The sequence below is a fragment of the Leptolyngbya sp. PL-A3 genome (assembly GCF_039962325.1).
In the GTDB taxonomy this organism is placed as follows: domain Bacteria; phylum Cyanobacteriota; class Cyanobacteriia; order Elainellales; family Elainellaceae; genus Vacuolonema.
The window spans coordinates 78,521-93,584 of record NZ_JAMPLB010000019.1; the positions used below are offsets into that span (position 1 = coordinate 78,521).

The following is a 15,064-nucleotide window of genomic DNA, read 5'->3' on the forward strand; positions in this document are numbered from 1 at the left end:
GAAGACTTTCTTGAAGTTTGATTTTGCTAACCAGGCGCCGGTATGAACTGAGCGGATTGCTGCAAGTTTTGTGACAGTCAACCCGCATAATCGATACTGGATGCGTCCCAGACGAGATCGGTGAGATGAGTACCCCAAAAATTATTGTGTTGGATGATGACCCCACCGGTTCCCAGACGGTGCATGGTTGTCTGTTACTGATGCGCTGGGATGTAGACACGCTGAAGGTCGGGCTGACGGACGCCTCACCTATATTTTTTGTGTTGACAAATACCCGTGCCATGACTCCCGAACGGGCCGACGTCGTGACCCGAGAGGCGTGCCAGAATTTGAAGGAGGCGATCGCCCAGGTTGGGATCGAAGATTTTCTGATGGTTAGTCGCTCCGATTCCACCCTGCGTGGTCATTATCCTGTAGAGACGGATGCGATCGCGGAAGAACTGGGCCCCTTTGATGCCCACTTCCTCACCCCCGCCTTTTTTGAAGGGGGGCGGTTCACCCGCGACAGCATTCATTACCTGCTGGTGGATGGGGTGCCGACTCCAGTGCATGAGACGGAGTTCGCCCGAGACTCGGTGTTTGGCTACAGCTATAGCTATTTGCCCGATTACGTCGAAGAGAAAACCCGGGGGCGCATTCCCGCAGCCCAGGTTGAGCGATTTTTGCTGCCAGATGTGCGAGCAGGCATTCTGGAGCGCTTGCTAGAACTCAACAACAACCAGTGCTGCGTTGTGGACGCTGAGAACCAGTTGGATCTAGACCAATTTGCTGGCGATGTGCGCCATGCCGCGTCCCAGGGCAAGCGTTTCCTGTTTCGGAGCGCCGCCAGTCTGCTCACGGCTGTGGCAAACTTGCCACCTCAGCCCACGTCGCCCTCAGCCATGGGCGAGTACACCCGTGACCACAAGCCCGGTGCGGTCATTGTCGGCTCTCACGTTAAAAAGACAACGGAGCAATTGAACCAACTCCTGCAAGCGCCTGATGTCGCTCCCCTGGAAGTGGACGTATCCCATTTAATGGAAGACTCTACACTTCAGCGGGGCGACGTGCTGCAATCTGTTCTCCAGCAGGCTGCTGCTGCCCATGCCGAAGGCAAAACCCCTGTCATTTTTACCAGCCGTCAGGAAGTTACCTTCCCGGATGCCCAAACTCGTCTGGATTTTGGAGTAGCCGTATCCCGTTTGCTGATGGATGTTGTGCGGGGCCTGCCGCCGACAATCGGTTTTCTCATCAGCAAGGGGGGCATCACGTCTAACGATGTGCTCAGTGATGGTCTGGCGCTGAGGACAGCACGCTTGCTGGGGCAAATTCTGCCGGGGGTATCTATGGTACGGACTCCAGCGGATCATCCTCAATTTCCCGATCTGCCTGTCGTGCTGTTTCCCGGCAATGTGGGAAATGCAGATTCTCTGGCTGAAGCGTATACACGGCTGAAACCTTAATCCGCACCATTTATCGGAACACCCATAGGCTGAATTCCTGGCTTTGAGGACGTTGTATGCAGGGCCTCTACAAGGGGTTCAGCCCATCAGAATTCCACCAAAATTTCCGTTAAGAACTACAAACGTCCGACTAATATGTATACTTACTAAGCCTTCATTGAAAGCGTTGTCGCTTTGGCAATTTTCATGAACTCTGAGTCCTCTCCCGCCACTGCTTCGCTCCCAACTATTCCGCAATCAGCGGTGCCCGTTGATCCCAACATGCAGGTTCGCTTTAAGAGCGAGGCTGGAAAACTCTTGCTGTTGATGCCGCCTGAAGGCGAGCAGACGGGCGGAGCCCAGGGTTGGCCTGAACTGTGGCAACAACTCAAGCAGCGTTTGGATGCGAATGAACGCTTTTGGCAGCCCAATACGCCTGTACATTTAATTGCCCGCGATCGCCTCCTTGACGGTCGGCAGTTGCAGGCCATCTCAGATGCCCTCTCCAACGCCGAACTGAAGCTAAAACGGGTTTATACCAGCCGTCGCCAAACCGCCGTGGCTGCTGCGACCACAGGGCTCTCCGTTGAGCAACAAGCGCCCATCAGCCATCTCAATCCATCCACTGAGACTGGAAAGCCGCTAGAGGAGCCTCTGTACATCCAAACGACCGTGCGATCGGGCATGGAAGTTCGCCATCCCGGCACTGTGGTCATTGTTGGGGATGTGAATCCTGGCAGCTCGGTGATTGCGGATGGGGACATCGTCGTTTGGGGCTATTTTCGCGGCGTGGCCCATGCCGGAGCAGGCGGGAATAACCGCTGCCTGATCATGGCACTACGTCTGGAGCCGACCCAGTTGCGGATTGGGGAGCATGTAGCTCGTCCCCCTGAAAAAGCTCCCGATCAAATTTTTCCTGAAGTGGCTTACGTGGGCGAGGAGGGTATCCGCATTACCCATGCCACAGATTTTGCAAAATTTCGTCCAGACGCCAAGTAACTAGAGGGTTTAGAGGGGATTCATGAGTCGCATCTTTGTCGTTACATCGGGGAAGGGAGGCGTTGGCAAGACCACCAGCACCGCCAACCTGGGCATGGCCCTGGCGCAACGCGGAAGAAAAGTCGTGGTGCTGGACGCTGATTTTGGCCTGCGTAATCTTGACCTGCTATTGGGCCTTGAAAACCGTATCGTTTACACGGCAATCGAAGTGCTATCTGGCGAGTGCCGTTTAGACCAGGCTTTGGTGAGGGATAAACGGCAACCGAATTTGTCATTGCTGCCAGCCGCCCAGAACCGCACCAAAGAATCCATCAATGCTGATCAAATGAAGCAACTGGTGGACTCCCTGAAGGTTTCTTTTGACTATGTGTTGATTGACTGTCCGGCAGGAATTGAGCAGGGGTTTCAGAATGCGATCGCCGCTGCTCAAGAAGCCCTGATTGTCACCACTCCCGAAATCGCCGCTGTGCGCGATGCCGATCGAGTGGTAGGTCTGCTAGAAGCTAACGACATCAAAAAGCAAAACCTGATCGTCAACCGTCTCAAACCTGCCATGGTGCAGGAAGACCTGATGATGTCGGTGAAGGATGTGCAGGAAATCTTGGCGATTCCGTTGATTGGCGTCGTGCCTGATGATGAACGGGTAATTGTATCTACTAACAAGGGTGAACCCCTGGTGCTGGAGCAAAAGCTGACCCTGGCTGGGCTGGCTTACCACAACATTGCTCGCCGCTTAGAAGGGGAAGCGGTGCCGTTCTTAGACCTCACGGCAACCCACGATGACTTGTTCTCACGCATCCGTCGCTTGTTCCGGGGGTCTTGATCCAACGTCCATTGAATCCATCGCTATTTCCTCTGCTCTCCCATGCTTTCCGAACTTCTTGATCGCCTGTTTCCGCGACCATCTACCCCCGAAACCAGTAACCGTGAGACCGTAAAGCGGCGCTTGCAAATTGTGCTGGCCCACGATCGCGCTGACCTACCGCCTGAGACGGTCGAAAAAATGCGGCAGGAAATCCTTGAGGTGGTCTCCCGCTACGTGGATATCGACACGGAGGCGACAGAATTCATGCTAGAGAATAATCAGCGAGCTACGGCTCTGATTGCCAATCTGCCCATTCGTCGGGTTAAGTCTGACCCATTAGTGGAATAACCATGACATTGGAAACGAGCAATCTATTAACCTGGCTGGCGTTTATCCTGGCGGTAGGTGGCTTTGCCCTGATCGTGATGCTCTGGGCCTATGTGGGCAGTGGAAGCCGCCGGGTTATTTTTGCAAACCCCATCAATGTGCCTGAACCGCGCCCAACCAGCGAAGGCTGGAAAGCGTTTGATGAGAGTTGTGTGGCCTTTCGGCAGGGGAAGTTTCGTGCTGCGATCGCCCCCCTTACCACGGCTATCCAGTCGGATCCTACCCGTCCCGAATTTTTCCACAACCTTGGAATGATCCAGGCCAATTTGCGCCAGGATAATGAAGCGGTTCGTAGCCTTGTACGTGCAGGTGAGCTGTACCTGGAGGGGGAAAATTCCGCTGGGTACGAGCGCATTAAAGCTGACCTGGAATTATTCAAACAAAGTAGAGAAGGGCTATAGTCTTGCTCAGTAGACTTCCGGCTTGAATCGTTGCGAAGTGAAGCCGCGCAACGATTCAAGCCCTCAAAAACTGATTCATACAGGGGGCTAATTGTGTGAATGGTGGATGAGCCCTACGGAATTTAGCAAAACTGCGCCAATTCTGGTTAGTTTAACCCCGATTTTTAATTGCCATGACTTCAATAATTTTGTTGGCTTTTTCTTCGGGGATATTGAGCGTGTTGTAGAGCTGTTCTAAAAAAGCCTTTTCTTCGGGGCTGACCTGGCCATCGGCCATTAGTAAATCGACCGCAACCGCAAAGGCTGCCTCTTGCAATTCCTTGGGCAGCAGATCCTGAGCTGCGTTGAATAGAACCCCGACACCATCGTGCTTGAGAATGCCGAATAGCTTGTCGAACATCTGTCGCATGGTATCGCCAGTGTAACTGCGATAAAGCCGCATGCGGTTTAGCGCGGTGATTAATCCATTCAATTCCTGTTCGGAGAGATGGCCGTCTGAGGCGATCGCTGCCAAAGTGATGGCTGCAAAAGCTTCGGCTGGGCTCAACACTGCCTGCACTGAACTCTGTTGTGCATCTAGGACCTGGTCAAACAAACCCATGTGGTTTCTCCTTGCTGAAGAGCATGCGACGGAAACCCCTCCCGATAAGGGATATAGCTTAGTTCGGTGAGTATCAATGGCTCGGTTTAGCTATATTTCCAAGTGTACCCATCGGGCAAAATTGATTTTCCCTATTAAGACGTGTTTTGCAGCAGTCTAAAAGGGTTGTTTTTTCGTGCACTTCACAAACGAAGAAACAACCCTTTCAGACTCCAGGAGACCACCTATTTTGATAGGTGAGATGTGCGGGCATTGCCCACCACATCCCATCTATCAAAATGGGTGTGGGGAAGTATTAGTTTCGATAGCTTAAATTCAGTTGATTCTATTCCTCATCAAAAATCACCTGTACCCATTCCGGTGGATCTGGAATAGGGTTGCCCAAGCGTTGCAATAGCAACCAGGCTGCTAGATGGACGGTAAAGAGATAAATGAGATCACTGAGTAGGACGGTACCAATCGTCAGGGCTTGAACCCACACCAAATCGACTTGGCCCAGGGCTCCTACTCCCAAAATCCCCCAGTCTACCAACCGTGCAACAATCCATTGCGCTAAGTCAGCAATGCGGCTGGTCAGATAAACCCACAAATCTTCCCCGACGAAAACGGATAGCAACCAGACTCGAAAGAAAAAACTCAGAGTAGAGAGCAACGTTCCCGTTGTGATTGACCCAGTCCAACCCATCCGATGCTTCCAGGTGGCTCCTAGTTGCACTCCCAACAGGCCATAGGGCACTAAAAATAGCACACTTAAGTAAGGCCCCATGAGAATTGACAGCAGTAGGGCTGTGACTGTGAGCCCCATCCATGCGGCGCGACTGCCCCATCGCAGATAAACCAGTGCCAGAGGGAGTGGAAAGACGACCCGCATCCAGGGCACCAGACTCAAATAGTAGCTGGCTAACCAAAGCAAACCTGTCGTGCTGGCTAAAAATGCTGTTTCTACAAGGGCTAAAGGGGGCGCACTCGCTCGCTGCCCCTGAATAGGTTCGTAGGAGTGAATGGGTCGCGCTAGTTCTGCCTCAACGGCTTCCCACTCCTCGAGCGAACCTCCACTACTGAATCGGCGTTGGTTTTCCTCGGGGCGAGAGGAAGGCGTTGCGGAAGGCTCGTCTGGAAAATCATGCATGAGGTTGGGCGATCGCTACCGATCTAAAAGCTCCGTCAAATCTACATTATCGCGTCGAGTTATTTGCACGGCGGCCTCATCTGGGGTGACCTGCCTGTATCGAGAGTGAAAACCTTTGATTTACGTGCACAACACGCATGCAAAATTCATCAAGCTGATTTTCATCCTTAGAGTTTTTGTGATCGAAGGTAGGTGCAGCTCAGAAGATCCAGTCTGGCTCAACAGTATCCACGATCATGCAGGCTACCTCTTGCTCAGGTGAGCCGATTAGGGCGCGTGTTACCGATATGGCCACTACCGCTCCACCGATGTTCCTGCCTTCGGCAAATGCTCTTCTACTATAGGCTACTGCTCCCATAGAGGAGGAAGTTTAGCATTCGCTCAATCAATGGGAGTCTTGCTATTGCCTAACCCCTATCCCAGTAGCGAAGACGTTGAAGCCAATTCCGGCAATAATAATGAACATAAGGCGGAATCTGCCCCGTTCTGATGCATTATTGATGCTCCTATGCTGGATTTTTTGAATAAGCTGCCCCGCTTTTTCACCATCGGGCTGGCCTTCCCCATCATTTTTCTCAATGGTTGGCTGCTCCTGCTGCTGGCCAATTCGTTGCAGCCTTTGGTGAGCACGCTCATATCAGCGACACTGGTCGCGTTTTTGCTAGATTATCCCATTCGGTTTCTGCAACAGCGTGGGGTCAATCGGGGAATTTCAGCGGGGATTGTGCTGCTGCTGTTTGTGGTGCTGGTGACAGTGCTGTTCATTTTCCTGGGACCAGTCATTTTGCGCCAGGCAAATGAATTGATTATTCGCCTACCAGAGTGGCTGCGGTCAGGTCAACAACAGCTCAAGTCCCTGGAAACTTGGGCTGCAGAACAGCAGATTCCCGTTGATTTCAGCACCAACCTGAATCAGTTGATTGAGCGGTTGACCAGTGTGTTGCGATCGCTCACCAGCCAGTTCATCACTATTCTCTTTAGTGCGATCGGCAGCATCGTTAACATCTTCCTAACGGTGGCCCTCACCATCTTCCTGGTATGGCGAGGTGAAAGCCTATGGGCCGGTATTCTCAGCTGGCTTCCTCCCCGATGGAGTACCCAGATCCGCCAGTCCCTACCGCAAAACTTTGAACGCTTTATTGCCGGGCAAGTGACCCTGGCCAGCATCGTTGGGTTTGCTCAGGTGACCGCCATGATGATCCTCGGTGTTCCCCTGGCTCAACTGTTTGGTTTTGGTATTGGCGTTGCCAGCCTGATTCCCCTGGGTGGCATCACAACAATTTCTATTGTCAGCATTCTTCTGGCCTTGCAAAACTTCTGGTTAGGGGTAAAGGTGCTGCTGATCGCCATTCTGATTAACCAGGTTTGCGAAAATATTTTGGGACCACGAATTGTCGGTGAGCTGACGGGACTCAATCCTGTTTGGATGCTGATTTCTTTAGATATAGGAGTCAAGCTGGGGGGCGCACTGGGATTGTTAATTGCTGTTCCTATTGCCAGCTTTATTAAAGCCAGCTTTGATACCTTGCGGTCTTCCGATGTTCTGCCCTGGCTCCTGGCAACAGAATCTGGCAGCGATGGATTGTTTCAGGAGACTCCTCCCCCTGAAAGTGTTGCCACTCGCGAGTAATACACATTCGATTCAATACCTATAGGAACGGCGTGAAGCAAAGCTCCGCGCCGTTCCATTGTTTGTGATGTGATGTGCGAAGCACACCCTACGCAGCCAATAGCCTGAACAAAGGGCAAGCTCCGGAGAGCTTGCCCTTAAAACCATCAACGTCTCACTTTAAGAAGTTATGGGGTTTTTAGTGTTCAGGCATAACGCGCCTGAACATTAGATGAATCACCCACCGTTATGGCCATTTGCTTTGGCTAACAGCCGTTCCGCAATTTTCTCGGGAACTTCTTGCAGGTGGTCAAACTCCCAGCGGAAGAAGCCAACGCCCATGGTGAGCGATCGCAACTCCAGAATCATGTCCTGGATCTCCGCCTGTGGAATTTGCGCTTGCACCTCATCCCAGCCTTTCCAGTTTTCCTTGGCTTCATAGCCCAACACCTGACCGCGACGGCCATTTACCAAACGCAGCACCTTAGAGGTCGCATCGTTAGGTACCGAAATCGTCACTGAGAGGATGGGTTCCAGTAGCTGAGGCTCTGCCTTGGCCATGCCTTCCTGCATCGCTAACCGTGCCGCCATCTTGAAAGCTTGCTCCGAGCTGTCAACGGAATGGTAGGAGCCGTCCTTTAGCGTTACAGCTACATCCACCACTGGGAAGCCCAAGGGCCCATGCACCAGATATTCCCGCACGCCTGTTTCTACACCCGGGATGTACTGCCGGGGCACTACACCACCTACAATCGTCTCGTTGAAGTTAAAGCCATTACCACGCGGCAGTGGTTGAATATCCAGATATACATCCCCAAACTGGCCGTGACCACCTGTCTGGTGCTTGTAGCGACCATGGATCTTGGTAACCGGTTTGCGGATAGTTTCCTTGTAAGGAACCTGAGGCGCGTGGGTGCTCATGGGTAGCTTATACTTACGTTCCAGCCGATCGAGCGCCACTTGCAGGTGAATATCGCCCTGGCCCCAGAGAATAACTTCGTGGGTATCGCCATGCTGTTCCCAGAACAGGGAGGGATCCTCTTCCAGAAGTTTGTTGAGGGCTCCAGTAATTTTCACCTCATCCTTGCGATCGCGTGGCGCAATGGCCATCGCATATACAGGGGTTAATGTTGGAGCTTGAGGCAACAGATCGGTTTTCTGACCATTTGTTGTGAGTATTTCTCCGGTTTTCACACCTTCCATCCGTCCCATGGCAACAATGGTGCCAGCAGGCGCTTCGCTAATAGGTTGCTGTTGCTGCCCCATCATGCGGTACAAACCACCTGTGCGGGTGTTGTTGAGCGTAATACCATCCGTGAGTTTGCCGCTCCAGACGCGCACCAGGGAGAGTTTGCCGCCCTGAGGGGTGTAGTAGGTTTTGAGAACCTGGGCGATCGCCTCATTTGAATTCGCCTTCAGCCCACGGCGTTCAGCAGTGACTTCCGGTTCGGGTGCTTCTCGAAGCAGCGCATCCAACAGGGGCCGTACGCCAAAATCTTGCTCAGCGACCCCAACGAATACGGGCACAATCAGATCAGCGCCCAACTCCATCTTGAGGTCGCGCTCAATTTCCTCACGCTCTGGCTGAATGTCTTCCAGGAGTTCTTCCAGGAGGTGGTCGTCAAAGTCTGCCAGGTGCTCCAGCATATCCGTCCGGGCAGCACGTTCTGCATCTTGCAGTTCTGGCGGTAAAGGAATGGCATCGGCGGGTGAACCGGGATGGTACTGGTAGGCTTGCTCGGTCACCAAGTCGATGTAGCCCTTCAAATGTTCGCCCTGGCCAATGGGGTACTGGTGTAATACCAGGGGCCGACTGGACACACTGCGAAGGGCTTCAATAATTTCTGTGAAAGGCGCGTGGGCGCGATCCATCTTATTAATGAACAGCAGGTGGGGAATTTCCCGATCGTCTAAAAACTGAAATAAGGGGGCCAGGGTCAGCACACGACCAATGTCAGGCTCGCATACGACGATCGCTGCATCTACTCCCATCAATGCATTGCAGGTTTCCTGTACAAATTCGATGGAGCCAGGGCAATCCAAAAACGTAAAACAAATGCCGCCCTGCTCTGCACTGGCGGCATTAACTTCTACAGACATTTGGCGATCGCGGGCTTCGGCTGAGCTATCCCCTACGGTATTTTTCTCATTCACACTACCTTTTCGAGAAACCGTACCGGTTACAGAGAGAATGCTTTCCAGCAACGTCGTTTTGCCACTCAGGTATGGCCCCACAATCGCCACATTTCGTGAGCCCGATAAAACTTTTTCACTCATAAAACCCTCCGAATCATCGGATCGAATGGGATAGAATATCTACCGCTGAGTATCCGAGAATTGCCGATGAAAAACCTAAAGGAAGTTCTGAAATGAAGAGCTTGTATACAGTAGAGACTGGCTTCCTGATAGTCAGGTTTTCATATTTGACACAATTGGCGGAGTGCCAGGTATCAATGAAGAAATCAACCAAACAACATCTCAACGGCCTGTATTCAGATTAACCTGACCACAAACTAGCGATGAATTCAAGTTAGGAAAATTCACGGTAATGGTGTTCCATTTGCAAGTTAAAAAAACTTTGGTAAACCAATGCAATCAAACTTAAACCAAAGTTTAAGACATACTGACGATTTAGGCTTTATCCCCATAGTTATTGTTTTGAGAATGAGATGTTGAAAAGCATCTACCCCACTTCCGAGTTCAAACAATTGAGCTAATACCATTTTTATATGGAGCTGCCCAGAGTGAGAGGTAGGGCGTGTACGCCTTCAACCGTAAGCTGCAAGCCCACTCACGCAGCTTCTACTCTGATTAGACAAGAAGGGGTGCGAGTGTGCCTCACGCCCACCCCTCTTCTTGTCTAAGTAACCTCAGTTCGGGTTAAGGGCTTTTTCGAGTGCCGTGCTTCGCGCGGCACTCGAAAAAGCCCATTATTGCGTGCGCAACGCGCACGCAATAATGGGCGGTTCGGCTTATCCCGAACTGACGTTAAGTACTGTAAATTAGTGCCCCTGTAGCAGTAAAAGCCTCAATAGAAAAAGTGCGCGATGCCATGCACCACGCACTTCATCATTCAATCAGATGTTGTATTAGATAGAGACACCCGGGGAGGACGGCAGCTTCGCATCGGCAGTAGCGTCTGTGGGCTGTTCAAGAGCCTTAGCCTGTCCTTGGCCCTGCCAGGGATCTCTGTAAAGATTCAGCTTTTGTAGGAGCAGTAGATAGGCAAAACGAGGAGCAGCAGGAAGGTAACGCTTCCAGAGCCGTTTGGGTTCTCGGCACATACGGTAGAACCATTCCAGACCCAGCTCACTCAAAATTTTAGGCGCTCGGCTTACGTTGCCTGCTTCAAAGTCAAGGGTGGCACCAATAGCCATGAAAATTTTGACATTGGTGAATTGGGATTTGAACCGATGGATGAACTTCTCCTGCTTGGGTGCCCCTAAGCCAACGGCCAAGACGGTAGCTCCAGAATCTTGAACCATCTGAATGATTTTCTGGCACTCGGCTTCATCCTTCTCAAAGCCGAATGGCGGAGAGTAGGTGCCCACCACCATCTCACGGCCAACTTTGGCATTAATGTTTTTCTGAGCCTGAGCGGCTACTCCTTCCATGGCACCTAACAAGAAAATTGTGACATCTTCATTGTCTTGGTGGTAGTTGTAGAAGGCTGGGAAGAGGTCAGAACCTGAAATTTTATCTTTGAAAGGTGTGCCCAATAGGTAGGAAGCAAATACCAGCAGTTTGCTATCGCATACTTTGTAGTCAGCTTCCTGGTAAACCTCCATAAAAGCAGCATCCCGCTGCAATTGCATGATGTGATCGGTGTTTGGAGTATAAACCGTTCCTGCTTTTAGCTGATGCAGAAACGAGTCCATTGTTAGGTTATGAATTTCGAGATTTAGAATTTTAACTGTGTCCATTAACCGCGTACTCCATGACATTGCGAAAGGCAGCAGGATAGAGAAGACCTTGCAGACGAATCACTGCACAGGCCTGTGCGTGAGCAGTTTGCGCTCTTTTAAAGTGCGCGAGCCAGACGGTGAAAATAGGGGAGAACCCATGAAATACGCTTTACGGAATTCAGGGATTCGGTATATCCACCTAACTGGCTTCAGACGTAGCATCGCAAATTCCGTACACGAGTAGCCCCTCTACGACTAACACTGGAAAAAGGTAAATAGACTCAGAAGAATTACGGAATTTGGATTAGCAATACCATTGGATCAGTAGATTGATATTGCCTCTAAATTTGATTAAAACCGGTGGAGTGCTTTGATAGGAGAGAGTAACGCCGGACTTGATGGGATTTTTAGAAAGGTAATTTGTCTCTTTACGGAGTCTTTACTTGTTTGAGACGGAAATACCATGGCAGACATTTTGGGAATAAATTTCCTGCCTGAAAAGTAGATTGAATGTTTCTCTAAGTTATTTAGGACTTACGCAAGTACTCTATACCTAGAGCATTTAAGTTGTAGGTGGTGTGCTTTGCACACCACCTACAACTTAAATGCATAAGTCCTGTTATTTTCTGTTGTGTTGCTCAGTCCACGAAAAACCTTCTCAAAAGCCTTCCAAGAGAATAGTCCTAAGGAGGCTTTGTTAGTGCTTTAAAGGAACTGGGTAAACTAAGCTTGCACGTCAGTATGAACCTGGTGCCTTTGGAATTGTGTAATTACCCTACAAAATCCTTGGCATCATCTGTATTCGGTCTATGGCTTTTCTGTAGATAGATAAAATGTTTTTTGAACTGCAATTGAGGCTGCCAACCATCCCCTTTTCGGGAATTTATCCCTAGCAATTTCTACGAGGTCTATTCCAGAAAAAGTTTTGAATTCTATGTAAAGTTCGTGTCTAGTTTGCTGTCATGAATTGGCCTTCTTGGAAGGAATTTGACTGCTTTAGAATCAGCCTAAAATTCCTTGAAATGAAAGCTCCCTTCATTCGGCTCTACTTTGAAGAGAATAAATGCTTCTAAAACTATTCAAGAGCTTAAAGAATAATCTGACCTGTTGTTGTCTGAGCGTTGATTTTGTGCGCTACGTTTCCCAAAATCAATTCTTGAACGGGTAACTATCCTTCTCAAGTGATCACCTAATCTCCTTATTCCCTGGCTCCTGGCTGTTGTCGTGGTTTAACCCATGAATACAAAAGCTTCCTCTCTATCACACAATTTGCGCTTGCTCAGATATAGCGATTTCTGGTTACGGGCGATCGCCACAGGTTTAGTATCTATCCAACTCACCCTGGTTTGGCGGGTCAATGATGCCGATTTGTTGGCTGCAAACCTCCTCTTTCTGGCCGTTATTGCTTCGCTGTTAGGCGATCGCTGGTCTAGCTTAAGCCGGCAATCCACCTATATTGCGAGTGCGGTGGGGACTGTGTTGCTGGTCTTCATCCTATTGAGAAGCGTCGGGTTACCCAGCACAACATTTTTGCTTTTGGCCCCGCTGGTAGCAGGTTTAGGGTTGGCTCTACTGACTTCTGGCTTTTCCTACTTGAGGCAATATAGCCAGGAGTTTACGGCCCTGGCATTTCTGGGATTACCCCGGGTGATTTTGCCGATACTACTGGATCCAACACCATGGACCGCTAAATTTGCGTCGCTGATTCTTTGGTATTCCGGGTTTTCTGTAGTGCGAGATGGGCTGAATATTCAAATGGCTGGGGGGGCCGTGGAAGTTTACCCCGGTTGTTCAGGGATTGAGTCTATGACCCATGTTTTGTCATTGACCGGGCTGTTTCTGGTACTGGTGCCGTTGGGATGGCTGTCGCGTCTATTTCTGCTGGTGTCAGGAGTGTTCATTGCCTTTATGGTGAACGCTTTTCGGGTAGCTCTGATGGCCTACCTGGTAGCCAACTCGCAACCAGAGGCGTTTCGCTACTGGCACGAGGGTACAGGTTCCTTAATTTTTTCAATGATTGCGGTGGCGATCGCCGGGGCTCTCTGCTATCTCATGATGCGCCTGAACGATCTGGAGGATGAGAGTGACTGGGAGGATGAAAGCGACTTGGAGGTACTGGAAGAATGACTTCTCTGACGCCGTCCCTACGGGCTTCGTGGCTTGCCCTGCTTTGTGGTGGAGTACTGATCACTCTGGCAAAAGTGCTGTGGTTGATGCCAACTCGCATGATCGCCGCACCTACCGTATTTGCTGACGCCATCGAACTTCCCAACTGGCGCTCACAACCTCCCCAATCCTTGCCTATTCCCGAGAATAAGGCCAACGAATTGCGAGCTGTGGCCTTGTACCGCTATCACCAGGGCGATCGCCAATTGGATATTGAAATGCGGTATCTCGAAAAGTCTGATACCAGCGTTCGTAACCTGATACTGCAATACGGCAAGGTCACACCGACCATTCCCTTTGAAAGCACTATTCGGCAAAACGAAGCAGGTTACTACAGCCTTTTTGCCGAGGGTGACACCGCTTACCTCAGTAGTTGTATCAATCCCAAAGGTGGAACGACGGTGACGTCGGCTCAGTTCACCCAAAACCGCTATACCTATGACCTTCGCCTTGACCGGGCTATCCCAATTGTGTTGGGGCAGGTGTCTCTGCAAGATAGCCGTTGCTTATGGACGTATATGACCTTGGCGATCGCTCCAAACGCTTCCGCTGAGGCCACTTACCCTGTCCTCGAAGCTTCTTGGGAACGTTGGCAAACTCAATGGCAAAGCCGCTTTCCCAACCCTTAAATCGCACCGTTCGTGTTTTTGCAAAGGATACGAGTTATCCAACCTGATTTCACTTCTTCTCAACATCTACTGTGGAGAACTACTCATGTCTCAAGTATCCCATGACGCCCCATCCAAAGCCTTTTCATTTTCCATTATCCGAATGGTAGGCTATGGTCTATTGCTACTCAGCCTGCTGGAATATCTAACCATTCTTATTCCTCCCCAGTTGATGAACCCTGAATGGGAATTCTCCGCTATGGGACAAATGGTGGAGCGGGTTCCTGTGCCATTGCTGGCCCTGGCGTTGGTCTTTCTAGGAGATACGCAAACTCGCCAGGCGTGGGAGCGTCCCTGCTTGAAGGTTTTATCGTGGTTGGCACTGGGCTTTAGCCTATTTCTGTTCCTGATGATTCCGTTATGGGGTGTGATGGATACGATGCGGCTGAATACTATGAACGAGGCAACGATTAACCAGCAGTTTCAAGCTCAAACAGAGCGGTTTACTCAATTTGAGCAACAGTTGAATCAAGCCACACCAGAGGATATTGCCAACTTCCTCTCCAGCCAGGGAATTAAGTTAGAGGAATCCACGCAGCCCCCGAAGGAGCAAATCATGGGGCAACTACAAACTCTCCGGCAACAGATGCAGACCCAAGCTGATGCAGAAAAAGCGGCTCGGCGTAACACATTGCTGCAAAGCTCCATCAAGTGGAACTTGAGTGCGTTGATCTCGAGTGTCTTGTTTGCCTACGTCTGGTATCTCACTCCCTGGGCCCGTATAGGTAATAAGAAGCGATCGAAAGGGGCGAAAAAGCCAATTCCAAATCCCGAATCACTATAAGGATTAATCTTGGGACAGAAGAGGGTAGGTACTTCGTACCTGCCCTCTTCTGTGCTGACAGCAAATATTGTTCAAGTTATGAATTCCTTATGAATACATTAAATAACCTCTTATGTTTTAGCCGGATCAGGCGATCGCTCCATTGAAACCTGTTTAGAGGCCCATATCGCCATCCGTAATCGAGCTATT

Annotated in this window: 13 protein-coding genes; 9 read left to right on the forward strand and 4 right to left on the reverse strand. The window is 50.5% G+C overall.

All coding sequences use genetic code 11. The features are described from left to right. Positions 1 to 125 precede the first annotated feature (125 nt). From NDI52_RS16085 to NDI52_RS16105, 5 genes are all read left to right on the forward strand, one after another. Positions 126 to 1,442, forward strand: a complete 1,317-nt coding sequence (locus NDI52_RS16085; protein ID WP_190772140.1) for a four-carbon acid sugar kinase family protein — start codon at positions 126 to 128, stop codon at positions 1,440 to 1,442. Positions 1,443 to 1,628: 186 nt separating this feature from the next. Continuing rightward, positions 1,629 to 2,420, forward strand: a complete 792-nt coding sequence (minC, locus tag NDI52_RS16090) for a septum site-determining protein MinC (RefSeq protein WP_190772139.1) — start codon at positions 1,629 to 1,631, stop codon at positions 2,418 to 2,420. A 22-nt stretch (positions 2,421 to 2,442) separates the two neighbouring features. Then, complete coding sequence (gene minD / locus NDI52_RS16095) at positions 2,443 to 3,243, forward strand: septum site-determining protein MinD (protein ID WP_190772138.1); 801 nt, start codon at positions 2,443 to 2,445, stop codon at positions 3,241 to 3,243. Between the two features lie 42 nt (positions 3,244 to 3,285). Then, entirely contained in the window at positions 3,286 to 3,573 is a 288-nt protein-coding gene (gene minE / locus NDI52_RS16100; protein ID WP_190772137.1) for a cell division topological specificity factor MinE, read from the forward strand. Positions 3,574 to 3,575: 2 nt separating this feature from the next. After that, complete coding sequence (locus tag NDI52_RS16105; RefSeq protein WP_190772136.1) at positions 3,576 to 4,013, forward strand: hypothetical protein; 438 nt, start codon at positions 3,576 to 3,578, stop codon at positions 4,011 to 4,013. A gap of 151 nt (positions 4,014 to 4,164) precedes the next feature. Here NDI52_RS16105 and NDI52_RS16110 read toward each other — a convergent pair whose 3' ends face one another. Both NDI52_RS16110 and NDI52_RS16115 read right to left on the reverse strand, forming a co-directional pair. After that, the gene (locus NDI52_RS16110; protein ID WP_190772135.1) at positions 4,165 to 4,614 is read right to left on the reverse strand and encodes a tellurite resistance TerB family protein; all 450 of its coding nucleotides are present in this window, start codon (positions 4,612 to 4,614) and stop codon (positions 4,165 to 4,167) included. Positions 4,615 to 4,939: 325 nt separating this feature from the next. Continuing rightward, positions 4,940 to 5,743 (reverse strand): DUF2232 domain-containing protein, encoded by an 804-nt coding sequence (locus NDI52_RS16115; RefSeq protein WP_190772134.1) that lies wholly within the window; start codon positions 5,741 to 5,743, stop codon positions 4,940 to 4,942. Between the two features lie 508 nt (positions 5,744 to 6,251). Here NDI52_RS16115 and NDI52_RS16120 point away from each other — a divergent pair. After that, positions 6,252 to 7,373, forward strand: a complete 1,122-nt coding sequence (locus tag NDI52_RS16120; RefSeq protein WP_190772133.1) for an AI-2E family transporter — start codon at positions 6,252 to 6,254, stop codon at positions 7,371 to 7,373. Between the two features lie 216 nt (positions 7,374 to 7,589). Here the strand turns inward: NDI52_RS16120 and NDI52_RS16125 are convergent, their stop codons facing one another. Together NDI52_RS16125 and NDI52_RS16130 are read right to left on the reverse strand one after the other, a co-directional pair. Continuing rightward, positions 7,590 to 9,629, reverse strand: a complete 2,040-nt coding sequence (locus NDI52_RS16125; protein ID WP_190772132.1) for an elongation factor G — start codon at positions 9,627 to 9,629, stop codon at positions 7,590 to 7,592. Between the two features lie 812 nt (positions 9,630 to 10,441). Further along, positions 10,442 to 11,275: a WecB/TagA/CpsF family glycosyltransferase gene (locus NDI52_RS16130; protein WP_190772131.1), complete on the reverse strand. Its 834-nt coding sequence runs from the start codon at positions 11,273 to 11,275 to the stop codon at positions 10,442 to 10,444. A 1,218-nt stretch (positions 11,276 to 12,493) separates the two neighbouring features. Here NDI52_RS16130 and crtA point away from each other — a divergent pair. The 3 genes from crtA to NDI52_RS16145 all read left to right on the forward strand — a co-directional run bounded on the left by crtA (position 12,494) and on the right by NDI52_RS16145 (position 14,875). Then, positions 12,494 to 13,384, forward strand: coding sequence for a cyanoexosortase A (crtA, locus tag NDI52_RS16135; protein WP_190772130.1), 891 nt, complete (start codon positions 12,494 to 12,496; stop codon positions 13,382 to 13,384). Further along, the gene (locus tag NDI52_RS16140; protein WP_190772129.1) at positions 13,381 to 14,052 is read left to right on the forward strand and encodes a cyanoexosortase A system-associated protein; all 672 of its coding nucleotides are present in this window, start codon (positions 13,381 to 13,383) and stop codon (positions 14,050 to 14,052) included. The genes crtA and NDI52_RS16140 overlap by 4 nt, the downstream gene beginning before the upstream one ends. An 85-nt stretch (positions 14,053 to 14,137) precedes the next feature. After that, positions 14,138 to 14,875, forward strand: a complete 738-nt coding sequence (locus tag NDI52_RS16145; RefSeq protein ID WP_190772128.1) for an HpsJ family protein — start codon at positions 14,138 to 14,140, stop codon at positions 14,873 to 14,875. The last annotated feature ends 189 nt before the right edge of the window (positions 14,876 to 15,064 follow it).